This is a genomic window from Nonomuraea sp. NPDC003754, assembly GCF_053605785.1.
In genome coordinates this window covers 63094-85575 of record NZ_JBSGJX010000024.1, presented here as the reverse complement: position 1 = coordinate 85575, position 22482 = coordinate 63094, and the positions used below count along the sequence as shown (strand labels likewise).

At 74.0% G+C, this 22482-nt stretch carries 20 protein-coding genes; 14 read left to right on the top strand and 6 right to left on the bottom strand.

What is annotated here, in order from left to right; genetic code table 11:
* Window positions 1-23 precede the first annotated feature (23 nt).
* The 3 genes from ACWEVS_RS27555 (at window position 24) to ACWEVS_RS27545 (ending at window position 4540) form a co-directional block, all read left to right on the top strand.
* The gene (locus ACWEVS_RS27555) at window positions 24-818 is read left to right on the top strand and encodes a TIGR03619 family F420-dependent LLM class oxidoreductase (protein ID WP_354917946.1); all 795 of its coding nucleotides are present in this window, start codon (window positions 24-26) and stop codon (window positions 816-818) included.
* 8 nt (window positions 819-826) lie between these two features.
* Complete coding sequence (locus ACWEVS_RS27550; protein WP_452553971.1) at window positions 827-2263, top strand: serine/threonine-protein kinase; 1437 nt, start codon at window positions 827-829, stop codon at window positions 2261-2263.
* A gap of 90 nt (window positions 2264-2353) precedes the next feature.
* On the top strand, window positions 2354-4540 hold the full coding sequence (locus tag ACWEVS_RS27545; protein ID WP_452553970.1) for a PASTA domain-containing protein: 2187 nt from the start codon (window positions 2354-2356) through the stop codon (window positions 4538-4540).
* Window positions 4541-4562: 22 nt separating this feature from the next.
* Here ACWEVS_RS27545 and ACWEVS_RS27540 read toward each other — a convergent pair whose 3' ends face one another.
* Window positions 4563-5093, bottom strand: a complete 531-nt coding sequence (locus ACWEVS_RS27540) for a TetR/AcrR family transcriptional regulator (RefSeq protein ID WP_354917955.1) — start codon at window positions 5091-5093, stop codon at window positions 4563-4565.
* Between the two features lie 76 nt (window positions 5094-5169).
* Window positions 5170-6258: an alcohol dehydrogenase catalytic domain-containing protein gene (locus ACWEVS_RS27535; protein ID WP_452553969.1), complete on the bottom strand. Its 1089-nt coding sequence runs from the start codon at window positions 6256-6258 to the stop codon at window positions 5170-5172.
* Window positions 6259-6369: 111 nt separating this feature from the next.
* Here ACWEVS_RS27535 and ACWEVS_RS27530 point away from each other — a divergent pair, with 111 nt between their 5' ends.
* From ACWEVS_RS27530 to ACWEVS_RS27520, 3 genes are read left to right on the top strand one after another with little or no spacing between them, the layout of a single operon-like run.
* The gene (locus ACWEVS_RS27530; RefSeq protein ID WP_354917960.1) at window positions 6370-7605 is read left to right on the top strand and encodes an ABC transporter substrate-binding protein; all 1236 of its coding nucleotides are present in this window, start codon (window positions 6370-6372) and stop codon (window positions 7603-7605) included.
* Window positions 7606-10443 (top strand): ABC transporter permease subunit, encoded by a 2838-nt coding sequence (locus tag ACWEVS_RS27525; RefSeq protein ID WP_452553968.1) that lies wholly within the window; start codon window positions 7606-7608, stop codon window positions 10441-10443. It begins immediately after the preceding gene.
* On the top strand, window positions 10440-11192 hold the full coding sequence (locus tag ACWEVS_RS27520) for an ABC transporter ATP-binding protein (protein WP_452553967.1): 753 nt from the start codon (window positions 10440-10442) through the stop codon (window positions 11190-11192). The genes ACWEVS_RS27525 and ACWEVS_RS27520 overlap by 4 nt, the downstream gene beginning before the upstream one ends.
* A gap of 20 nt (window positions 11193-11212) precedes the next feature.
* Here the strand turns inward: ACWEVS_RS27520 and ACWEVS_RS27515 are convergent, their stop codons facing one another.
* Window positions 11213-11335: a hypothetical protein gene (locus tag ACWEVS_RS27515; RefSeq protein ID WP_449929180.1), complete on the bottom strand. Its 123-nt coding sequence runs from the start codon at window positions 11333-11335 to the stop codon at window positions 11213-11215.
* On the opposite strand from ACWEVS_RS27515, the gene ACWEVS_RS27510 reads away from it, so the two are divergent.
* Entirely contained in the window at window positions 11312-11662 is a 351-nt protein-coding gene (locus ACWEVS_RS27510) for a hypothetical protein (RefSeq protein ID WP_449929182.1), read from the top strand. The two genes, ACWEVS_RS27515 and ACWEVS_RS27510, sit on opposite strands and share 24 nt — an antisense overlap.
* A gap of 95 nt (window positions 11663-11757) precedes the next feature.
* On the opposite strand, the gene ACWEVS_RS27505 is transcribed toward ACWEVS_RS27510, so the two are convergent.
* The gene (locus tag ACWEVS_RS27505) at window positions 11758-12570 is read right to left on the bottom strand and encodes a thioesterase family protein (RefSeq protein WP_354917969.1); all 813 of its coding nucleotides are present in this window, start codon (window positions 12568-12570) and stop codon (window positions 11758-11760) included.
* 45 nt (window positions 12571-12615) lie between these two features.
* On the opposite strand from ACWEVS_RS27505, the gene ACWEVS_RS27500 reads away from it, so the two are divergent.
* On the top strand, window positions 12616-13275 hold the full coding sequence (locus ACWEVS_RS27500; RefSeq protein ID WP_452553966.1) for a TetR/AcrR family transcriptional regulator: 660 nt from the start codon (window positions 12616-12618) through the stop codon (window positions 13273-13275).
* Here ACWEVS_RS27500 and ACWEVS_RS27495 read toward each other — a convergent pair.
* Window positions 13272-14129 (bottom strand): LysR family transcriptional regulator, encoded by an 858-nt coding sequence (locus ACWEVS_RS27495; protein WP_452553965.1) that lies wholly within the window; start codon window positions 14127-14129, stop codon window positions 13272-13274. The genes ACWEVS_RS27500 and ACWEVS_RS27495 overlap by 4 nt on opposite strands.
* A gap of 72 nt (window positions 14130-14201) precedes the next feature.
* On the opposite strand from ACWEVS_RS27495, the gene ACWEVS_RS27490 reads away from it, so the two are divergent.
* The 4 genes from ACWEVS_RS27490 to ACWEVS_RS27475 are packed head-to-tail and all read left to right on the top strand — an operon-like array spanning window position 14202 to window position 17826.
* Window positions 14202-14858 (top strand): type 1 glutamine amidotransferase domain-containing protein, encoded by a 657-nt coding sequence (locus ACWEVS_RS27490; RefSeq protein WP_354917977.1) that lies wholly within the window; start codon window positions 14202-14204, stop codon window positions 14856-14858.
* A 24-nt stretch (window positions 14859-14882) separates the two neighbouring features.
* Window positions 14883-15968, top strand: a complete 1086-nt coding sequence (locus ACWEVS_RS27485) for an acyl-CoA dehydrogenase family protein (protein ID WP_354917980.1) — start codon at window positions 14883-14885, stop codon at window positions 15966-15968.
* Complete coding sequence (locus tag ACWEVS_RS27480; RefSeq protein ID WP_452553964.1) at window positions 15965-17005, top strand: acyl-CoA dehydrogenase family protein; 1041 nt, start codon at window positions 15965-15967, stop codon at window positions 17003-17005. The genes ACWEVS_RS27485 and ACWEVS_RS27480 overlap by 4 nt, the downstream gene beginning before the upstream one ends.
* Window positions 17002-17826 carry a TIGR03619 family F420-dependent LLM class oxidoreductase gene (locus tag ACWEVS_RS27475; RefSeq protein WP_452553963.1) on the top strand — a complete coding sequence of 275 codons (825 nt, stop codon included), beginning with the start codon at window positions 17002-17004 and terminating at the stop codon, window positions 17824-17826. Before ACWEVS_RS27480 ends, ACWEVS_RS27475 begins: the two co-directional genes overlap by 4 nt.
* 224 nt (window positions 17827-18050) lie before the next feature.
* Here the strand turns inward: ACWEVS_RS27475 and ACWEVS_RS27470 are convergent, their stop codons facing one another.
* The gene (locus tag ACWEVS_RS27470; RefSeq protein WP_452553962.1) at window positions 18051-20549 is read right to left on the bottom strand and encodes a CHAP domain-containing protein; all 2499 of its coding nucleotides are present in this window, start codon (window positions 20547-20549) and stop codon (window positions 18051-18053) included.
* 204 nt (window positions 20550-20753) lie between these two features.
* On the opposite strand from ACWEVS_RS27470, the gene ACWEVS_RS27465 reads away from it, so the two are divergent.
* On the top strand, window positions 20754-21365 hold the full coding sequence (locus ACWEVS_RS27465; RefSeq protein WP_354917992.1) for a PaaI family thioesterase: 612 nt from the start codon (window positions 20754-20756) through the stop codon (window positions 21363-21365).
* Window positions 21366-21473: 108 nt separating this feature from the next.
* Window positions 21474-22400, top strand: coding sequence for a hypothetical protein (locus ACWEVS_RS27460; RefSeq protein ID WP_452553961.1), 927 nt, complete (start codon window positions 21474-21476; stop codon window positions 22398-22400).
* Window positions 22401-22482 lie beyond the last annotated feature (82 nt).

Here is a 22482-nt window from a genome sequence, read left to right as displayed (position 1 = left end):
AATCGCTTGGTTAAGGAGCGGTCATGCGGCTTGGCGTCACGATGTTCAGCACCGACCTGGCGATGCCCGTCGCCGACCTGGCCAGGGCGGCTGAGGAACGCGGCTTCTCCTCCCTCTACCTGCCCGAGCACACCCACATCCCGGTGTCCCGCCGCACCCCGCCGCCCACGGGTACGCCGCAGCTCGCCGAGGAGTACCGACGCACGCTCGACCCCCTGGTCGCCCTGGCGTCGGCGGCGGCCGTGACCTCGACGATCACGCTCGGCACCGGCATCCTGCTGGCCGCCCAGCGCGAGCCCATCGTCACCGCCAAGGCGATCGCCACGCTGGACCACCTGTCGGGCGGGCGCGTGGTGATCGGCGTCGGCTTCGGCTGGAACGTGGAGGAGATCGAGAACCACGGCGTGCCGTACCGGGAGCGGCGGCAGGTGGCCAGGCGCCACGTGCTGGCGATGAAGGCCCTGTGGAGCCGGGAGGTGGCGGCCTTCGACGGTGTCGAGCCGTCGTGGTCGTGGCCCAAGCCGGTCTCGGGGCCGCCGGTCTACGTGGGCGGAGCCGCGGGACCCACCCTGTTCGCGCACGTCGCCGAGTACGCCGACGGCTGGATGCCGATCGGCGGCAAGGGCATCAAGGCGGCGCTGCCCGCGTTGCGGGAGGCGTCGGCGACGGCGAAGGTGATCCCGTTCGGCACCCTGCCCACCCGCGGCAAGCTCGACTACTACGCCGCGCTCGGCATCGAGGAGACCGTGCTGTCGCTGCCCAGCGGGACGGCCGACGAGGTGCTGCCGGTTCTCGACCGGTACGCCGCCTTCCTATAGTTGTCGGCATGCCGTCGAGCCCCCTCCAACCGGGCGATCCGCAGGACCTTCAGGGATACCGCGTCCTCGCCCGGCTCGGCCAGGGCGGCCAGGGCGTGGTCTACGAGGCGCTGTCGCCCGGCGGGAAGCGCGTGGCGGTCAAGTGGCTGCACGCCCGCTCCGACGACGCGCAGGGCCTGCGCACCGAGCGGCGGCTGCGGGCGGAGCTCGAGAGCATCCGCAGGGTGGCCCCGTTCTGCACGGCGCAGGTGCTCGACGCGGGGGTGACGGACGGCAGGCCGTACGTCGTCAGCGAGCTGGTCGAAGGCGAGTCGCTGCACGTGCTCGTCACACGGGAGGGGCCGCGCACGGGCGGCGCCCTCGACCGGCTCGCGGTGGGCACGATGACCGCGCTGGCGGCGATCCACCGTGCGGGCGTGGTCCACCGCGACTTCAAGCCGCAGAACGTGCTGCTCGGCCCGGAGGGGCCACGGGTGATCGACTTCGGGATCGCGCGGCTGATCGACTCCACCAGCACCGTCGGTGCCCAACCGGTCGGCACGCCCGCCTACCTGGCCCCCGAGCAGATCAGCGGGGAGCCCGCGGGCACGCCGGTGGACCTGTTCGCGTGGGGGCTGACCATGTCGTTCGCCTCCAGCGGGCGGGCCGCGTTCGCCGCCGACTCCTATCCCGCGGTGCTCGGCAGGATCCTGTACGGCACGCCGGACCTCGGGCAGTTGTCGGGAACGCTGCGGGAGCTGGTGGTGGCGTGCCTGGCCAGGGCGCCGCAGGAGCGGCCCACAGCGGAGGAGGCGTTGGCCGTCCTGCTCGGCGGGCTCGCCGCCCCGCCCGCCGCCACCCTGTCCGCCGGCGCCTCGTCCACCGCCACTCTGCCCGGCGCCGTTCCGCCCGTGGCCTCTCCGCCCGCGCCCCGCTCGGTCCATGGGGCGGCGGCGCCGGGGCGCCCACCGGTCTCGGTGGCCGAGCGCGCAGCCGCGAGCCGCACCGACGAGGGCACGCTCGTGGCCGCGGAGCACCCGACACGGCTGAGCCGTGCCGGGCGGTGGCCGTGGCGGTGGTGGTGGATCGCGGCGGCGGTGGCCGGCGCGCTGGCGCTGGCGGCGGGCGCGCTCGCGCTGGCGAGCCCGTGGCGCGGCGATCCGCCGCCGCTCGCCGGCGAGTGGTCCGGCGCGGCCCATCACCCTAGCTCGAAGGTCACCTTCCCGATACGGCTGAGCCTGCGGGGCGACGCGGCCGGGGGCACCATGCGGTGGGGCCAGAGCCTCCACTGTGACGGCGTCCTGACCAGAGTCGACCCGGCCACCTACGACCTGTCGCAGGTCAGGGGTGAGGGATGCCATCCCGGCCGGGTGGTGTTCGCCGCGGAGGACACGCGCGGGTACACGTTTCAGGTGATCAGAGCGGGCGAGGACACCCCTCGCTACACGGGAAGTATCCAGAAATAGGACATCACAACGGCGTCACGGTCCGTTGACGCGCCGCGATCCCTCGACTTCAGTAGAGAGGTAACCGGTGGGCGGCGAGGGGAGGCGCCCGTGCCGAAACCGCTCCGGGCGGGGGACCCTCAGCGACTGGGCGACTACGAACTGTCCGGGCGGCTGGGGGAGGGCGGTCAGGGGATCGTCTACCTCGGCGAGTTAGGCGCGAACTCTTTCGCGATCAAGTTGCTGCACGGACCCGTGGGCGAGGAGCCGGCGGCTTTCCTGCGCGAGGTCGAACTGGCCAAGCAGGTCGCGCGGTTCTGCACGGCGCAGGTGGTGGACGCCGGGCTGGACGACGGCAGGCCGTACATCGTCAGCGAGTACGTCGAAGGACCCTCGCTGGCCAGGGACGTGGCACTCGAGGGCCCGCGCGGCGGCGGCGCCCTCGAACGGCTCGCGGTCGGCACCGCCACCGCGCTGGCCGCCATCCACCGCGCCGGCATCGTGCACCGTGACTTCAAACCGCAGAACGTGCTGCTCGGTTCCGACGGCCCCCGCGTGATCGACTTCGGCCTGGCCAAGGTGCTGGACGCGGCGGCGACCGTGAGCGGCAGGGGCGTGGGCACGCCCGCCTACATGGCGCCCGAGCAGATCACCGCCTCGGCGATCACCGGGGCGGTGGACGTCTTCGCGTGGGGCGCGACGATGTGCTTCGCGGCCAACGCCGCCGCGCCGTTCGGACAGGACTCGGTGGCGCCGGTGCTGCACCGCATCCTGACCGCGCAGCCCGAGCTGGGGCGGCTCGACGGGCGGCTGCGCGGCCTGGTCGCCTGCTGCCTGGACAAGGACCCGCGCAACCGGCCGGCCAGCGGGGAACTGCTGCTGGCGCTGCTGGGCGCGGGTGGGGGCGTGCCGGCGGAGGTGCTGCGCTCGCCCGCGCCGCACATCCTGCGCGTGGATCCGGACCCGCTGGCCGAGCCGGAGGCGACCGGGGCCTCGGGCGGCTACCTGCTGCCGGAGATCCCGGCGCAGCGCGGCGCCGAGCCGGTCGCGGGCGCCAGGCTGAGGGAAGCGGTCCGGGCCTCCGGCTCGGGCGCGGCGCCCGCCAGGCGTCCGGCGGGCCCCCGGCCGACGGCGGATCCCTCGAACCCCTGGCCGGCGGGGGATCCCGCGGGCCCCCGGACAGCGGGGGATTCGGCGGATCCGGCGGGCCGTTGGACGTCGGGGGATCCGGCGGATCCGGCGGGCCCCCGGCGGGCGCATTCGGTGGGCGATGTGGGGGAAGGCCATCCCTCGTGGCCGGGTCCCGCGGGCTGGACACCGGAGGCCACCCATCCGGGCCGCTGGGCGGGGCCTGCCGTCAACCGCGTCTCGCTGGCGGTCTCCTCCGCGCTGCTGATCAGCGCCGCGGTGCTGGTCGCCGTCCTGGTGCCGGCCCTGCAGAGCGCCAGGACACCGGCCGCCGCCGCGCCCAGGTCCGCGGTCGTGACCGGGACGCCCACCCCGGCGACGGTCCAGCAGGGCTCGGGCGGGATCAGCGACAGCCCCGCGACGGTCGAGCGTCCGCCGCTCACGGTGCCCGCTCAGCCGGTCCTGTACGCGGTGCCGGGCGTCGTGGGACTGGACCGTTCCGCGGCGATCAGGGCGATCGAGGGCGCGGGGCTCGTCGTGGGGTCGGTGCGTTCGAGCGAATCCTCACGGCCGTCGGGCGAGGTGCTGGGGAGCACGCCTGGACCGGGAGCGAGGGTGGCCAGGGGCACCAGGGTCGACCTGAAGGTGTCGGCGGGCGGCGTCGAGGTGCCCGCGCTGACGGGGATGTCGCGCGAGGCCGCCGAGGCGGCGCTGAAGACGGCGGGACTGAAGGTGGGCAGGATCGGCACGAGCTGCTCCGACCTGCCCGACGACCAGGTGATCAGCAGCAGGCCGGCGGCGGGCGCGCGCGTGACGGCGGGCCGTGCGGTCGCGCTGACGGTGGCCCGGCACGGCGTGCGGGTGCCGCAGGTGGTGGGGCTGTCCAGGCGTGAGGCCCGGGCCGTGCTGGGAGACGCGGGCCTCACGGTACGGCAGCGGCCCCAGATCGTCGGCGAGATCGGCCAGGTGGACTCGGTGCTCGGGCAGAGCGTGTCGCCCGGCACGTGCGCCGCGCCGGGACAGCCGATCGTGATCACGGTCGGCGTGGCGGGTCAGTCGTTCCCCGACCCTGGCGAGCCGAGCACGCCACCCGACGTCGATCCGCCCGCGGGCACCGACCCCGAGCCGACTCCCGCGCCGACCTCCGGCGCTGGATCGCCCGCGGACTGACGACCGTCCGGCCGCCCCCTCCTCAGATGGCGAGGGCGGCCGCGGTGAGCACGGGCAGCACGCTCTCCTCGGGCAGGTCCATCGTCTGCACGACGCCCCACTGGAGCGCGCCGAGCACCGCCCACCCGCGTACCCGCGTCTCCCGCGTCGGTTCGGGGCCGACGAGCTTGGTGAAGATCTCGTCGCGGAAGGTCCTGATGGCCTCGCCCGGCGATCCGGCGGGCGCGTCGTCGGCGCCGCCCAGGTCCTCCATGACCAGCCTGATCACCGCGCGGTGCCGTACGGTGAAGGCCGCCAGCGCCGTCACGAGCGCGCGCCGGTCGGCGAAGTCGGTGCCCAGCAGGTCGAGCATGTCGTCGGCGCAGGGCGCGATCAGCTCGGCGGCCAGCGTGTCCTTGGGGTGGAAGTGGTAGGCGACGGCCGTCTTGGTCAGCCCGACCGCGGCGGCGATGTCGGCCAGCGACGTGGCGGCGTAGCCGCGCTCGGCGAACAGTGTGCGGGCGGCGGCCAGGATCCTGGTGCGGGTGTCGCGTCCCTGCTCGAGTGTGGTCATCGTCCCGCTTCCGCCCGGGGCCGTCGCCAATGATCACACCATCGTAGGGCCGGGCGGCGCCGTGGCGGACGGCGGGCTAGAAGACGATCACGGAGCGGGCGACGCTGCCCTGGCGGACGTGCGTGACCGCCTGGTCGATGTCGGCCAGGGGGAGGCGTTCGGTGATCAGGCCGTCGAGATCGAGACGGCCGCGCTGGTACTGCGCGGCCAGCATGGGCAGGTCGCGGTGGGGGGCCGCGTCGCCGCCCTGGGTGCCCATGAGGCGGCGGGAGGCGAACAGCAGGCCGGGCTCGATGGTCAGGGGGGTGTCGGCGGCGGGGCTGCCGACCATGACCGTGGTGCCGCCCGGCTGGGTGGCGGCGAAGGCCTGGCCGAGGACGCCGGCGACGCCCGTGGCGTCGAAGGCGTGGTCGACGCCGCCGCGCACGATCTCGCCGACCTGCTGGGGGAGGTCGCCGGCGAGCAGGGTGTGGGTGGCGCCGAAGCGGGCGGCGAGCTTGAGCTTCTGCTCGACGACGTCGGCGGCGATGATCGTGGTGGCGCCCGCCAGCACCGCCCCCTGGACGACGTTGAGCCCGACGCCGCCGCAGCCGACGACCAGCACGCTGGAGCCCTGGCCGGCCCGGGCGACGTTCAGGACGGCGCCGACCCCGGTGATGACGCCGCACGCCAGCAGGCACATGGCGTCGAACGGCGCGTCGGGGGCGATCTTCACGCACATCGCCTCTCTGACGACGGCGTACTCGGCGAAGGCGCCGATGCCGATGAACCGGCGCGTCTCCTGCCCGTCCATGGTGACCCTGGGCTCGCCGCCCATGATCGCGGTCATCCTGGCGGGGCCCGAGCACAGGTGGAAGCGGCCGGCCCCGCACTGCCGGCACTTCCCGCATGGGCCGCTCATGGAGATGATCACGTGGTCGCCCGGCGCGACCGCGGTCACGCCCTCGCCGACGCTCTCGACGATGCCCGCGCTCTCGTGGCCGAGGATGAACGGCGGCTGCCGGACCACGGGGCTCTTGCCGTCGATGGCCTTGAGGTCGGACCCGCACACGCCGGAGGCCTTGATCTGGACGCGCACCTCGCCAGGGCCGGGATCGGCGATCTCCACCTCGCGGATCTCCATCGGCCGGTGGAATCCGGTCAGGACGGCGGCGCGCATCAGCATGCCCGAACCGTAGCAAGCACATGCTTGGTTGAGAAGCGTTGACACCTATTCGGCCCGAACCTACTCTGACGCAAAACCAAGCGAGCGCTAGGCCAAAAAGCGGAGGCTGGGTTGCGGCGAGAACTCGTGGTGCTGGCAACGGTGATGGCGATCGCGGGATGCGCGGCGCAACAGAAGGCGGCGGCTCCGGGCGGGCAGACCCCGGGGGTGACCGACACGACGGTGCGGGTCGGCGGTGTGCTCACCAAGACCAGCGCCAGCGGCTACTCCACCAAGGACGCCGAGATCGGCGCCAGGGCCAGATTCGAGCGGGCGAACGCGGCCGGCGGCGTCCACGGCCGGAAGATCGAGTTCGTCGGCGCCGAGGACGACACCCAGGATGCCGCCAAGGGCGACGCGGCGGCCAAGAAGCTCGTCCAGAAGGACAAGGTGTTCGCCCTCGTCCCCGTCCACGCCCCCAACTTCGGCGGCGCGGTCTTCCTCGAGCAGCAGGGCGTGCCGTGGTTCGGCTGGGCGACCGGCCCGCAGTGGTGCGGCACCAGGACCGGCTTCGGATACAACGGCTGCCTGGCGCCCAAGCCGGGCGCGGGCTCCCAGACCTGGTGGGGCAACCAGATGGCCGACCTGCTCGGCGGCGCCGCGGGCAAGACCGTCTACGTGCAGACCTCCGACTCCAGCGGCAGCAAGTACGGCGGCAAGACCATCTCCCAGTCCTTCCAGGCCGCGGGCTTCGAGCTCGTCGGGCTCAACTCGGCGTTGCCGGCCGCCGCGCCGCCCGCCGACTGGCTGCCCTACGTCGACAAGATCATGACCTCGGACGGCGGCGGGCCACCCGACATCGTGGTGTCGATCATCGCCGGCACCAAGTTCAACGTCGGCCTCTACTCCGCGCTGAAGAAGGCCGGCTACAAGGGCGTGCTCAGCGACGCCACCAGCTACGACGCGGCCATCCTCAAGGACGCCGCCACGGCCCAGGCCCTCGAGGGCGTGATCGCCGCCCCCATGTTCGAGCCCTTCGAATCGAGCGCCCCCGAGATCGCCCAGCTCAGGCAGGACGTGGAGAAGATCGCCCCCGGCACCGCGCTCACCCAGCACCTGGCCATCGGGTACTGGTCGGCCGACATCTTCCTGAAGATGCTCGAACAGACCGGCAAGGACCTCACCCGCGAGAAGTTCCTGGCCACGGGCAACGGCTCGTTCAGCTACGAGAACGCCGGATTCGGCAGGATCCGCTACCCCAAGGACCACGACGAGCCCAACGGCTGCGGCGCCCTGGTCAGGCTCCAGGCCGGGGCCTACCAGGTGGCCAAGAACATGAAGTGCTTCGACAACGTCCCGCTCAAGTAGATGCTCGCCTACGTCCTGAGCGGGCTGGTCACCGGCGCCGTCTTCGCCGTGATGGCGTCGGGCCTGACCCTCTCGTACGCCGCCACCGGCGTGTTCAACTTCGCCCACGGGGCGGTCGGCTTCCTGACCGCGCTGGTCTTCTTCGAGCTCAACGTCGGTCTGGGCTGGCCTGGATGGGCCGCGGCCCTGCTCGCCGTCGCCGGGTTCGCCCCGCTGCTCGGCTACGGCCTGCACAAGGCGATGTTCAGGGGCCTGGCCCACGCGGGAGAGACCGCGCAGATCGTGGCGACGATCGGGCTGACCATCGCGCTGCCCGCGCTCGGGCTGCTCGTCGCCGACCTGCTGGACGAGCCGCTCGGCCTGCCGCCCGCCGACGCCACCGCCCTGCCGCACGGCGTCGGCCCCTATCCGGCGGCGCAGGTCTCGCTCGGCGGGATGAGCTTCGACTCCGACCAGGTCATCACCTTCTGCGTGGCGGCGCTGGTGGCGGCGGGGCTGTGGCTGTTCATGCGGCACACGCCGTACGGGCTGCGGATGCGGGCCGCGGTCGACCGGCGCGGCCTGGCCACGCTGCGCGGGATCGACGCCGACGCGACCTCCGCGCTGGCGTGGACGCTCAGCTCCGGGCTGGCGGGCCTGGCAGGCGTGCTGGCCCTGCCGGTGGTGGGGCTGGACTCGGGGGCGTTCACCGTGCTGCTGTTCGCCTCGGCCACGGCGTCGGTGTTCGGCCGGTTGCGCTCGATCCCGTGGACGTTCGCCGCGGGCCTCGGGCTGGGCGTGGTGCAGAACCTGGTCGCCGGCTACGCGGACTTCGCGGCCGAGATCACCGGGCTGCGCACGGCCGTCCCGGTGATCCTGCTGTTCGTGGGGCTCGTGCTGCTGAACAGGTCGCGGGAACGGGTGGCCGGCAGCGCCGCCCAGGACGCGCCGCCGCCCGACCACCTGGCCGACCTGCCCGTCTGGCGGCGCCGGCTGCCGTGGCTGGCCGGCCTGGTGGCGCTGCTGGTATGGACGTTCACCAGGCCCGCGGACGACTTCTACGTCGGCGTGGTGGCGCAGGGGCTGGTGCTGGCGCTGATCTTCTGCTCGTTCGTGGTCGTGACGGGCATCGGCGGCATGGTGAACCTCGCGCAGGCGGCCTTCGCCGCGATGGCCGCGCTCACCTGCGGGTGGGCCTTCGCCTCCGGCTGGCCGTTGCCCGTGGCCATCCTGGTCGGGGTGCTGGCGGCCACGGCCGTCGGGGTGCTGGTGGCCCTGCCCGCGCTCCGGCTCGGCGGCAGGATCCTCACACTCGCCACGCTCGCCCTGGCGCTGCTCGCCGACCAGGTGCTCTTCCAGGTCGACGCCTTCAGCAACGGGACCATCGGCTGGCCGCTGCCCGCCCTGTCCTTCGGCGTGGCCGACACCACCGATCCGCGCGTGCGGGTCGTGCTGCTGCTGGCGCTCATCGGGCTGGCCGGGCTGGTGGTCCGCAACCTGGAACGGTCGGTGTCCGGCCGGGCGATCCTGGCCGTCAGGTCGGCGCCCGCCGCGGCGGCGACGGTCGGGGTGTCGGGGCCGCGGACGAAGGTCATGCTGTTCGCGCTGGCGTCGGCGATCGCCGGCCTCGGCGGGGTGCTGTACGCGACGTCGAAGGGGTCGATCACGGCGACGGACCTGCCGGCGTTCGCCGGGTTCGTGTGGCTGGCCGTCGTGGTGCTGCAGGGCGTGCGCAGGATCGGCGGCGCGGTGCTCGGCGGGCTGATCGCGGCGATCTTCCCCGAGCTGCTGGCCGGCTGGGAGATCTCCGCGCACGTCGGGGCGATCCTGTTCGGGACGGGCGGGATGATCCTCGCCCGGCATCCCGACGGTGTCCTCGCCCAGCTCGCCGAGGCCCGCCACCGCCGCCGCACCGCCCGCTCCGCCGGCACTAGCACCGCCGGCACGGTCAGCACTGCCGGCACCGCCAGCACTACGGGCACCGCGAGCACTGCCGGCACCGCCGCGTTGGCGGCATCGCCCGGCGGGCCGCCCGAGGAACCCTCCGAGCCACCGCCCAACGGGTCGTCCGGGGGTGCCTCCGCGGCGCGGTCCTGGCTCGCCTCCGGGGCGGCGCGGCTGGCTCCCTCCGGGCGTCCCCGCGAGGAGGTCAGGCGGGAAGGGGTGCCCGATCCCGTCCCGGTGCTCGCGCTCGACGGCGTCGTCGCGGGCTACGGCGACGTGACCGTCCTGCGGGGCGTCGACCTGGAGATCAGGCCGGGGGAGGTCGTCGCCCTGCTCGGCGCGAACGGCGCGGGCAAGTCCACCACCTGCGCCGTCGCCGCCGGGGACGTGCCGGTCACCACGGGACGGGTGCTGCTCGACGGTCACGACGTCACCGGCCGGCCCGCGCACCGGCGTGCCCGCGCGGGGGTGTTCCTGGCGCCCGAGGGACGCGGCGTCTTCCCCGGGCTGACCGTCGAGGAGAACCTGCGGACCTGGCTGGAGGCGCCCGACCAGGTCTACGAGCGGATGCCGCAGCTGGCCGCCCGCCGTACCGTGCCGGCCGGAGCGCTGTCGGGCGGCGAGCAGCAGCTGCTCGCGCTCGCGCCCGCCCTGGTCAGGCCGCCCCGCGTGCTGATCGCCGACGAGCCCTCGCTCGGCCTGGCCCCGCTGGTCGTCGAGCAGGTCTTCGCCGTGTTCGCCGAGCTGCGCGAGCGCGGCGTGGCGCTGCTGCTGGTGGAGGAGAAGGCCACCGAGGCGCTGGCGCTCGCCGACCGGGTCGCCTTCATGCGCCTGGGCCACGTCACCTGGACGGGCCCTCGCGCCGACGTGGACGCCGACCGCCTGACCGCCGCCTACCTGGGGGTGTCACCATGACCGAGCCCGCGCTGGCCGTCGAGGGTGTCTGCGTGGCCTTCGGCGGGGTCCGCGCCCTGTCCGAGGTCTCCTTCACCGTGCCCGAGGGGCAGGTCTGCGGCGTGATCGGCCCGAACGGCGCGGGCAAGACCACCCTGTTCGACGTCGTCTCCGGCCTGCGCCGTCCCCAGTCGGGGCGGGTGCTGGTCGCGGGCGCCGACATGACCGGCGTCCCGGCGGTACGGCGGGCACGGGCGGGGCTGCGCCGTACCTTCCAGCGCACGCAGGTCTTCGGCCGGCTCACCGTGGCCGACAACGTCCTGGCCGCCATGGAGTGGCGCGGCGGAGGGGGCGGCGTGCTCGCCGACCTGGCGGGCCTGCCCGGCAGGCGCGGACTGGAGGCGGCCCGGCGCGAGCGGGCCGCCGAGGTGCTGGAGCTGTGCGGCCTGCTGCCGCTGCGCGACGCTTACGCCGCCGCGCTCCCCGTGGGACAGCGGCGGCTGGTCGAGCTGGCCCGCGCGCTGGCCGACCGGCCCTCGGTGCTCCTGCTGGACGAGCCGACCTCGGGCCTGGACGCCTACCAGACCGCCCGGCTGCGCGCGGTCATCGCCGCGCTCGACACCACCGTGCTGTTGGTCGAGCACGACATGGGCTTCGTCATGGACACCTGCGACCGTCTGGTCGTCCTCGACCTCGGCAAGGTCATCGCGACGGGTTCGCCGTCGTCGGTCCGGGCCGATCCCGTGGTCCGCGCCGCCTACCTCGGCTGAGCGCCGTCCGGCGCGCGGAGTCACTCGATGACGAGCTCGACGGGGATGTTGCCGCGGGTGGCGTTGGAGTAGGGGCAGACCTGGTGGGTGGCCTCGACGAGCCGCTGCCCGCTCTCGCCGTGGAGCTCGTCGGGCAGTTCCACCCTGAGCGTCACCTCCAGACCGAACCGGCCCTCCCCGATGCCGCCGAGGCCGACCTCGGCGGTGACGGAGGCGTCGGAGACGTCCAACTGCTGGGCGAGGACCCCGAGTTCGCGGCGTTCAGGGCGCGGGTGGTCGAGGGCTACATCGGCCAGGCGGCGGACCGGATCGAGCGGGAGCGCGGCGCCGGTCGGGCCGCCGCGGGGCCGCCCGCGGACGGGCTGGCCAGGGCGCTGGTGCGGATGAAGTTCGCGGTGCTGGCCGAGGATCAGTCGGCGCAGGCCATCGAGACCTGCGCCGTGGTGATCACACGGGCGATCCACGGCTGACCCGCCGGAGCGGGCGCTGGTGGAGACCGGGGTCGGCGCCACCTGGGTCGGCTGGGGCTTCGTCCCGGCTCGCCGGCCTCATGAGGACTTCAGGTTCAGGGCCGGGCGGGGGTGCGGACGGCGGCGAGCTGCGTGGCCTGGGCGACGAGGCGGCCCTTGGCGTCCCAGGCGTGCGCGGTCTCGTCCATCCGCTCGCCGGTCACGTCGGAGGCGGTCAGCCGTACCCTCAGCGGGCCGGGGGCGGGCAGCCGCCTGATGTAGGCCGACAGCTGGATGGTGGGCACCCACCCGGTCGCGCCGAGGTCGAAGGAGACCGGCGGCACCGGGTCCATGGCGACCAGCAGCGACAGCGGGTCCCAGTCGGAGCCGTCGGCCAGACGCTGCCAGCCCGCGATCACTCCCCTGCGGGACGGCTCGCCGAAGGCGAAGGCGAGGTGGGCGGGGTTGAGCCGCTGCTCGATGACCTCCATCAGCGGCACCCGCATCCCCGCTCCGGGCGGCTCGGTCGGCGACAGCCAGCACTCCTGCTCGTCGGGCAGGTCCACCGGCTCCAGGTCCGACCACCACGGGTCCTCCTCCGTGAGGCGGCCGAGCGTGATCAGCGCCTCGACCAGCGGGGCGCCGTCCTGCGACAGGCGGGCGCGCACCTGGGTGACGGCCTTGCCCTGCCGCAGCGTCTCCACCTCGACCCGCGCGGGTCCGAAGGCAGGGGGCGAGACGAACGCGCCGCTCACCGCGGTCACGTGCGGATGGTCATGGCCCGCGCTCTCCACGGCGGCCCTTCCCATGACGGCCAGCAGGTAGCCGCCGTGCGCCTTGCCGCCGACGCTCCACGTCTCGTCCAGCGTGGCGTCGAAACCACCGTCCGCGCGCGGCACCACAGCGGTCGCTTCCCCAAATGTCGTCATATGGTCACATTGACGGCGTCAACCTGACGGTGTCAACCTGATGGGATGAAACGGGTGCGGGCCAATCCGGGTCACGGCGAACGGCTGCGCGAGGAGATCCTCGCGGCGGCCGAGGCGCTCCTGGTCGAGACGGGCAGCGAGGCGGCGCTGACGCTGCGCGCGGTCGCGGGCCGTACCGGGGTGTCGACCCCGTCGGTCTACCTGCACTTCGCCGACAAGGACGCGCTCATCGAGGCGGTCTGCCTGCGCGCCTGGAACGAGCTCGAACGGCGGATGCGCGAGGCCACGCGCGACGTCGGCCACCCGTTCATGGCGCTCGGCAGGTGCGGGCGGGTCTACGTGCGCTTCGCGCTCGACCACCCCGTGCAGTACCGGGTGCTGATGATGCGGCAGGGCTCGGGCTCGGCCGCCGAGGCGTGCTTCGGCTACATGGTGACGGCGGTCTCGGCGTGCGTGGCGGCCGGGGTGCTCCGCGGCGACCCGCAGGCGCTCGCCCTGGGGGTGTGGTCGGCCGCGCACGGGTGCGCGTCGCTGCTGATCAGCCAGCCGTCCTTCCCGTGGCCCGAGGACCTCGACGGGTTCATCGACGACACCGTCAGGATGGTCGGCTTCGGTACGGCGCTCGCCTCCCGCCTGCCCCGCCGCGCCGTCTCCACCGAGGTGGTCGCCGAGCTCGACGCCCTCGCCGCCCGCTTCACCGGCTAGGACTCCGGCAGCAGCCTGCCGCGGAACTCCCCGAGCAGGTGCCGGTACACCCGCGCCACCGCGGGCCTGGCCAGCCCGCCCGCGCGCACCGCGAGGTAGCCGGTGTTGAGCGGCGGGATCTCCGGCGCGGCGAGCGCGACCAGGCGTCCTGCCGCCAGGTCGGCGGCGCACAGGTAGGCGGGCAGCACCGAGACGCCGGCTCCGGCGCGCACCGCGGCCAGCACGCCGCGCAGGTCGGGGATGATGGCCCCCGCCGTCATGCCGGCCCGCCGGCCGAAGACCGTCCGCCAGTAGCGCCTGATGATCGGCAGGTCCTCCGCGTAGGCGATGATCGGCGCGTCCCTCGTCACGCCCGGCGCCGCCACCAGCACGAACTCCTCGTCGTAGAGCGCCTCGGCCTGCACGCCCCGCACGCGCGGCCGTACCGTGGAGACCACCAGGTCGAGCCGGCCCGCCGCCAGCTCGGCCAGCAGGTCGTCGGTCAGCCCAAACGTGGTGCGCAGCACCAGCCCCTCGGCGACCAGCGGCGCGAGCACGGGCACGACCTCCACGCACACGAACTCGGCCGGCCCGCCGAGATGCACGCTCTGCTGCGCGGGCAGCTCCGCCCCCACGACCGCGGCGAGCTCGTCGAGGGCGCCCGCCACCCGCCTGGCCAGTTCGTCGGCGGCGGCGGTCGGGGTGACGCCCCGCGGCAGCCTGTCGAACAGCGGCCGGTCCAGCGCCGCCTCCAGCGCCCGCACCTGCGCGGTGACCGCGGGCTGCGACAGCCCGAGCGTCTGCGCGGCGGCCGTGATGGAGCCCGTCCGGTGCACGGCGAGAAAGGCCCTGAGGAGGTCCAGCGAGAGCGACATATCAGCATTCTGATGCCTGATAGCAGGTTCGGCGATTTGTGGCCGATGGCGGGCGCCGCGCATCATCGAGGCATGAGCAAGCGCATTCTGATCGCCCTGACCAGTCATGACGACCTGGGCGGGGTGCGAAAGACCGGATACTACGTCTCCGAGGCCGCCCATCCGTGGCACGTCTTCCGCGAGGCCGGGTTCGAGGTGCGGGTGGCCAGCGTCCTCGGCGGGCAGCCGCCGCAGGACGGCTACGACCCCGAGGACGCCGCGCAGTCCGCCTTCCTCGCCTCCGGCGAGCTGCGCGACGCGGGCAGGCTGGCCGACCTCGACGGCCGTGACTTCGACGCGGTCCTGTTCGCCGGCGGCCACGGCACCATGTGGGACTTCCCGAACGACCCCGACGTCGCCCGCGTCGGCCGCGAGGTCTACGAGAACGGCGGCGTGGTGGCGGCGGTCTGCCACGGTCCCGCCGCCCTGGTGAACCTGACGCTGTCCGACGGCACCCCCCTGGTGTCGGGCAAGCGGGTGGCGGGGTTCACCAACTCCGAGGAGAAGGCCGCGGGGGTGGACCACGTCGTGCCGTTCCTGCTGGCCGACGCCCTGGTCGCCCAGGGTGCGACGCACGTGCCCGCGCCCGACTGGCAGCCGCAGGTCGTGGTCGACGGCCGCCTGGCCACGGGGCAGAACCCGGCCAGCGCCACCCCGCTCGCCGAACGCGTGGCCGACCTTCTCAAGTAACCAAGCGTGCGCTAGGTTGGGTGAGTGGATCTCGACTTCACCCCCGCCGAGGAGGACTTCCGCGCCGAGGTACGCGACTGGCTGGCCGCTCACGTGCCCGCGCGGTTGCCCTCCATGGACACGCGCGAAGGGTTCGAGGCGCACCGCGCGTGGGAGGCGACCCTGGCCGGCGCACGCCTGTCAGTGGTCTCCTGGCCCGAGGAGTACGGCGGGCGGGCCGCCTCCCCGATCGAGTGGCTGATCTTCGAAGAGGAGTACTGGGCCTGCGGCGCCCCCGGCAGGGTCAGCCAGAACGGCATCTTCCTGCTCGCGCCCACCCTGTTCGCCTTCGGCACGCCCGAGCAGCGGGCCACGCTGCTGCCCAGGATGGCGCGGGCCGAGGACGTCTGGGCCCAGGCCTGGTCCGAGCCCGGAGCCGGCAGCGACCTGGCCGCGCTCGCCTCGCGAGCGGTCCAGGTCGACGGCGGCTGGCTCCTGTACGGGCACAAGACGTGGAGCTCCCGCGCCGCGTTCGCCTCCCACGGCTTCGGCCTGTTCAGGACCTCCGGATCGCGCCACCAGGGACTGACCTACTTCCTCTTCCCGCTGGACGACGTGCTCGTCCGGCCCATCGCCCAGCTCGACGGCACGCACGGCTTCGCCGAACTCTTCTTCGACGGCGTCTTCGTGCCCGACGACATGGTGCTGGGCGAGGTCGGACAGGGCTGGAAGATCGCGATGGCCACCACCTCGTCCGAGCGCGGTCTCACCCTGCGCAGCCCCGGACGCTTCCTCGCCACCGCGAACCGGCTCGTCTCCCTCGCCAGGGACGCCGGACCCGTGCCGCGCGAGCGGGCGGCCCGATGCCTGATCGACGCCGAGGCCTACCGGCTGCACACCTTCGCGGCCGTCATGGGCGAGCTCGGCGCGACCACCAGCCTCGGCAAGGTCTTCTGGTCCGAGCTGGACGTGCGCATGCACACCCTCGCCATGGAACTCCTCGGGCCGCGCGCGGCATCCACGCCGTGGTTCGACGCGTACCTGTTCTCCCTCGCGGGCCCGATCTACGCGGGCACCAACGAGATCCAGCGCAACATCATCGCCGAACGCGTCCTGGGGCTGCCCCGATGAACTTCACCTTCACCGAGGAGCAGCTCTCCCTCGGCGCCGCCGTACGGCAGGCGCTGCGCGACCACTGCCACCCCTCCGACCGCGGATCGGGCTGGAAACAGCTGGCCGAGCTGGGCTTCTTCACCGCGCTGGTGGACGAGGAGGCGGGCGGGCTCGGCCTCGCGCTCATCGACGTCATCCCCGCCGTGGAGGAGACGGGGCGGGCGGCCATGCCGGGGCCGGTCGTCGAGACGCTGGCCGCCGCGCCGTACGCGCCGGGGGCGGGGCGGATCGCCCTCCTGGTGGACGGGGTGGCGCTGGACGCCGACCTGGCCGACGTGGTGCTGGACGCCACGGGCGGCGCGCCGGCGGACTGCGTCCTGGAGCCGCTGGCCGCCGTGGACCCGGGGCGGGTGCCGTTCGCCGTCGACCGGGAGCGCACGGTGGACCCCGTCCAGGAACGGCCGGCCACGGTCGGCCCGGGGCGGGTGCCGCCCATGGCGGACCCCGTCGGGGAACGGTCGGCCGCTGTCGGCCCGGGGCAGGCGCCGCTCACCGCGGACCCCGTCCGGGAAGCCCCGCTCGCCGTGGCCGCCGGGCCCGGCGCGACGGGGCCGCTCCTGCGGCGGGTCACGGTCGGCGTGTCCGCGCAGCTCGTCGGGGTGGCCAGGGAACTGCTGGCCAGGTCGGTCGAGTACGCGAAGACCCGCACCCAGTTCGGACAGCCGATCGGGGCGTTCCAGGCGGTCAAGCACCAGCTCGCGGACGTGGCGATCGCGGTGGAGTTCGCCGCGCCCCTGGTCCACCGGGCCGCCCTGTCGGTGGACCGCGCCGGTTCCCGGCAGAACGTCGATCGGGACGTGAGCGCCGCCAAGGTCGCCGCCGGAGAGGCCGCCGCGCTCGCCGCCCGCGCCGCGCTCCAGGTGCACGGCGCCATCGGCTACACCGACGAGCTCGACCTGCGCTTCTGGCTGGCCAGGACCTGGTCGCTCACCGCCGCCTACGGCACCACCGCCGCCCACCGGGCCAGGGTCACCGAGGCGGTGTTCGGCGCGTGAGGTTCGGCGTCCCGCTCGGGCTCCTCCACCCCGCCGCGTGGAAGGACGTCGCCGTCGCCGCCGACGAGCTCGGCTTCGAGTCGCTGTGGATACCCGAACACCTGGTGTTCGCCACCGACCTGTCACTGGCCCGCTACCCGGGCACGTCCTCGCCCGGCATCACCCCGCACACGCCGCTGTTCGACGCGCCCGCCTACCTGTGCTGGCTGGCGGGCCTCACCTCCAGGATCAGGCTCGGTACGGCGGTGCACCTCTTCGCCCTGCGCCACCCCTTCGTCTCCGCCCGCGCCTTCGCCACCCTCGACATCGTCTCCGGCGGGCGGGCCGTCTGCGGGGTCGGCGCGGGCTGGTACCAGGGCGAGTGGGTGGCCGCCGGAATCGACTTCGCCACCCGCGGCCCGCGCCTCGACGAGGCCATCACCGTCACCCGCCGCCTGTGGTCGGAGCGGTCGGTGGCCCACCACGGCCGGTTCTTCACCTTCCCTGAGGTGGCCTTCGAGCCGAAACCCGTCCAGCAACCGCTGCCCATCCTCGCCGGCGGCGACTCGGCGGCGGCGCTGCGCAGGGCCGCCACGCTGTGCGACGGCTGGATCAGCATGCCCCACACGCTGGAGTCGGCGGCGCCCCAGCTGGAACGGCTGGCCCGGTTGCGCGACGGACGGCCCTTCTCGGTCACCGTCCACGCCTCCTCGCTGGAGTCGCCCAGGGAGGTGAACGCGTGGGCGGCGATGGGCGTGGACCGCCTGATCGTCCGCCCGTGGACCCGGACACGGGACGCCGTCGCCCGCCTGACCGCCTTCGCCGCGGACCACGGCATCTGATCGCCCACGCCGGTTGGCCTTGCGACCCCAGCGCGGTCAGCCGCGCCGACCTCCGCCGCCCTGGCATGGTGGCGGGCCCAGGCGCAGCGGCCCCTGCGGCCTTGGGCGCGAGAGGCTCGGGCGGGAGGCGCAGGCCGGGTCGCGGGGTGCCCGGGCGGGAGGCCCGGGCGGGGTGGTGGGGGGCGCGGGCCGGGCCGTGGGAGGGCGCGGGCGCGGCGGCGGGGTCAGGCGCGGTGGCGGCCCCTGCGGTTCCGGGCGGAGGTACGGCCTGCGGCGTCGGAACCGGTGTTGGCGGAGGTGTCGCGGGAGGGGGCCGCGCCGGTGAGCACGGGTTCCTTCGCGACGGCCTCCCACAGGGTGTCCCATGGCTCGGGGGTCGGGACGACCGGGCTCTGGAAGAGGGGGCGGTGCGCCGGGAGCGGCTCGATGAGCGTGCGGAACGAACCCGGAAGGACCGGACCCGCGTGCTCCTGACCCGGGTTTGAGCTGGCCGGGCTCAGGTCGGCGGTGGCGGTGTGAGTGGGGCCGGCGTGCGCTGTGCTGGGGTGGGTGGCGCCCGTGTGGGTGAGGGCCGCATGCGCCGTGCTCGGGTGGACGGCGGCGGTGCGGGTGGGGCCGTTTGACGAGGCCGGGCTCGGGTGGGCCGGTACGGGCGTGGGGCGGTGACGGCGGCCCCGGAGCGGGGCGTCGAGGGAGAACGCGGTGGCGGGGGCGCCCGTGGAGGTGGCGCGGTGGGGGCGGACGTTCTCGGTGGTGCGGTGCCGGCGGCCACGGGCCGGGAGGTCGGGACGGAACGTGGTGCTCTCCTCCACCGGGTGCTCCCGGCGGCGGCGCCTGCCCCGGTAGCCGCCCAGCGACCTGGACTCCTGGGCGGCGGCGAAGGCGGAGCCCTCCCAGGAGGCGGGCGCCGCTTGCCCGTGCGAGGCGCCGAAGAGGTCGTCCCTCAGCGGGCTCGGGCCGCCGAACAGGTCGAGGTCGGTGCTGAGGGTGGCGTCTTCGTCCCTGAAGGGGCTGGGGCCGCCGAACAGGTTGAGGTCGGTGCTGAGGGTGGCGTCTTCGTCTCTGAAGGGGCTGGGGCCGCCGAACAGGTTGAGGTCGGTGCTGAGGGTGGCGTCTTCGTCCCTGAAGGGGCTGGGGCCGCCGAACAGGTTGAGGTCCGTGCCCAGGATGGCGTCGTCGTCCCTGAACGGGTTGCCGCCGGCGCCGAAGAGGTTGAGGTCGGTGCTCAGGACGTCGCCCTGGCGGGCCGCGCTGAAGGCGTCGAACGGCGCCGTGGTCGAGGACTCCAGCTCGGCCAGGACCGCGTTCGACGCCTCGAGGCCAGCGGCGAGTGCGGCGGCCGCGTCGAGGTCGGACTGCCGGGTATGCGAGAGCGTGTCGAGCGCGGCCGAGCCGGTGGCGGCGACCGTCGACGACGCCGCCGCACCGGCCGAGGCGCTGAGGGCGAGGGACGCGTCCGCGACCGAGGGCAGGCCGGTGAGCAGGGGCGCGGCCGAGGGAAGGCCGGCGACGGAGAACGGGGTCGCCGTGGGGGGCGCCAGTTCGGGGGTGGTCGTCGTGGCGGCGAGCAGCGGCTCGGGACGCGCCTGCCCCGGAGCGCGGCGGCGCGTTCCGGCGGAACGGCGGCCTGGCCGGCGCGTCGTGCGGGACGGGGCCGGGGCGGCGGGCCGTACCCGCAGCTGGCGGGTGCGGGCCACGGCCAGCAACCCGAGGGCGGCCAGCAGCACGGGCCCGATGATCGCGGGGGAGCCGATGCCGGGCGCCGGCGTCGTGGACGAGGCGTCCTTGAAGGCCGTGACGGGTTCGCGGGTGGTGGCCTCGGTGTCGGCGGTGGCGGGCTTGGCGTGCTTGCCCTTCTTGGTGCTCGGCTGCTGTGCGTTGGTGCCGGGCTGCCGCGCGGCGGTCGCCACGGGCGCCTCGGCGGGCCGCGAGGTGCCGATCGAAGTGCCGGGCGAGGTGCCGGTCGAGGTGCCGGGCGACGGGCTGGGGGAGCTGGGGGAGCTGGGGGAAGGGGAGGCGGAGACCGCAGAGGTGGAGAGCGGGGAGGGGGAGAGTGGGGCGGCGGGCGAGACGGCGTGCTCGCGGCCGGCCACGGACACGGAGGGGGCCGTCGAGGGGGCCTCGTGCCTGGGGATGAGCGCGGTGACGCTCGTCGTCTCGGTCTGCGCCGGCAGCTGGAGCCGGTCGACCTGGCTGGGCTCGGTGTCGGGCGCCAGTGACCCGTCGACCTCGGCCTCCTTCAGCTTGGCCGCGTCGAGCCGCTTCTTGATCTTCTCCGGATAGCCGTAGCCCGCGACCTTGCTCTGGTCGCGCTCCTTGCGCTTGGCGATGCCGCCGTCGATGTTGCCCTCGATCGTGAAGATCGTGTCCCCTTCGACCCTGGTGACGATGCCCACGTGGTCGATGTTGTCGATCTTGTTGGAGCCGCTCCAGTCGTAGAAGACCAGGGCGCCCGGCTTCGGCTGGTGACCCCAGGCGTCGTTCTCCTTGAACCACTTGGCGTGCGCGACGGTATAGGCGAACTGCCCGACCCACTCCTCGTAGCCGAGCTTGTGGGCCGCCCAGGACAGGAACATGTCACACCAGGGAGCGCCGCTGTAGTCGGCGTCGAACTCGACCGTCTTGCCGTACCAGTCGCCGAACTTGGTGTACGCGCCTTTGCCCTCGGAGTAGCCGAGTTCGCTCTCGAGGAGCTTGATGAGCTTGTCTGTCTCTGGGGTCATGGAAGTATGGGGAAACCTTCCGTGCACGATGGGGCTCGTGAGGTTGGAGGCTACCTTGGGAAAGAGCAGGTCAAGCACGTCCCGACCGCGGCCCGGGCGATCCCGGAAGGTGAAACCCCAGGTCAAGAGCGATTCAGGATTTTCTCCAGAAAACCGACATATCCCAAAAAGATCTACCGAATGGGGTTCGGTAAGGTGTGCCGCATGTCGGTCGAACTAGGAACCGAGGAAACCCGCCTCGCCGCCCTCTGTGCCCTTACCCAGCAGACCCGTGAGCTGATGGACGCGGTCGCGCTGACCGACGTCGCCGAGGCCGATCTGGTCGCCGCCACCGCCGCCCTGGCCGCGGTCACCGAGCGCCTGCGCGCCACCGTCCGCCAGACGCCCCAGCCGTTCGAGATCGCCCCCGACGGCACGCTGCGGCACCTCGGCAACGCCGTCACCGGCGCCGCGAACCCGCACGCGCTGCCCCTGGTCATCGAGGTCTTCGACGGCGGCGTGCGGGCTGACGTGATCTTCAAGCCGATGCACGAGGGCCCGCCGAACGGCGTCCACGGCGGTATCAGCGCCATGATCCTCGACCACATGCTCGGCCAGGCCGTCGCCACCGCGGGCTCGGCGGGGATGACGGGCACGCTGACCGTCCGCTACCGCAGCCCGGTGCCGTACGGCACGGCGCTGGTCGCCACCGCCGAGTACACCCGCACCGAGGGCCGCAAGACATGGGCGGAGGGCCGCATCGCGCTGCCGGGCGGCGAGACGCTGGTGGAGGCCACGGGCCTGTTCATCACCCCCGCGGCGTGGCTGGGCCTCTGACCCCGAAGCGGTCCGCGACGGCCCTGACCTGGCCGGAAGATCGTCACGCACAGTGAGCGTTATCGATTCGTTGTCAACCGGGGGTGAGTCTTCCGGGTCCAACCCGATGTGAAGATCTTGTACGGCACGTTCGCGTTCGTCCTGCTGGCCCAGGTGCTCAGCGGCGGTTTCGCGTCGGGCCCGACACCTCTTCGAGCCGCGTGGCTGCAGGCGAGGCCGACCAACGACGGCGAGGTGCCGACCGGCACGTGGCAGCTCGAGTTCGCCGACGGCAAGCGGAAGAACCTCTCGGTGGCGCGGGCCGCGACCACCCCGGGGGACGCCGCCCCGGTCGCCATCAGCGGCGACGGCCTGCACCTGGCCTACGTCCGCACGAGCGACCGGCGCGTGGTCGTCGCCTCGATGGCGGGCGGCGAGAGCTTCGTCGGGCCGTCCGGCGCGCATGTCAGGGCCATGTGGCTGAGCGAGGACGGCAGCCGCCTGCTCATCGACCACTACGACGAGCGGCTCGGCGACGGGCGGCGCGCCACGGACACCGCCGACCTGCTCGTCGAGGTCGGCTCGGGCCGTACCGTGTCGCTGCCCGTGGGCGGCGAGCCCGCGGGTTTCAGCGCGGACGGGGACGAGGTGCTGTCCAGGCGGCAGCTGAAGGACGACACCGTCCAGGTGTCGGCGCACCGGACGGACGGCACGTCGGCCGCCTGGATTCCGTCGCGGGACGTCGTGCCGGCCGACCTCGCGCTGTCGGCCGACGGCGGCACACTGGTCACGCTGGAGCAGGGCAGGCTGCGCCGCTACGACCTCGCGGCCGGGCAGTGGCTGGCAGGGGAGGTGTCGCTGGGCCCCTCGGCGTACGGCCTGGCGTGGCGGGCGGGTGAGCTGACGGTGAAGGTCGGCGCGCACGGCGCGGAGAACTGGTGGAACGTCCAGGTGCTGGCCGTCGACCCGGCGACGGGTGCGACACGCACGGTGGACAGCTACCGGCTGCCGGGGTGGACCGACGACGGCGCGCTGTTCATGGCGGTGCAGCGATGACCGGCCGGATGCTCGCGGCGGGTGTCGCGCTCGCCGCCCTGATCGCGCCGGGCGCCCTCACCACGGCCGCGCTCGCCTCGCT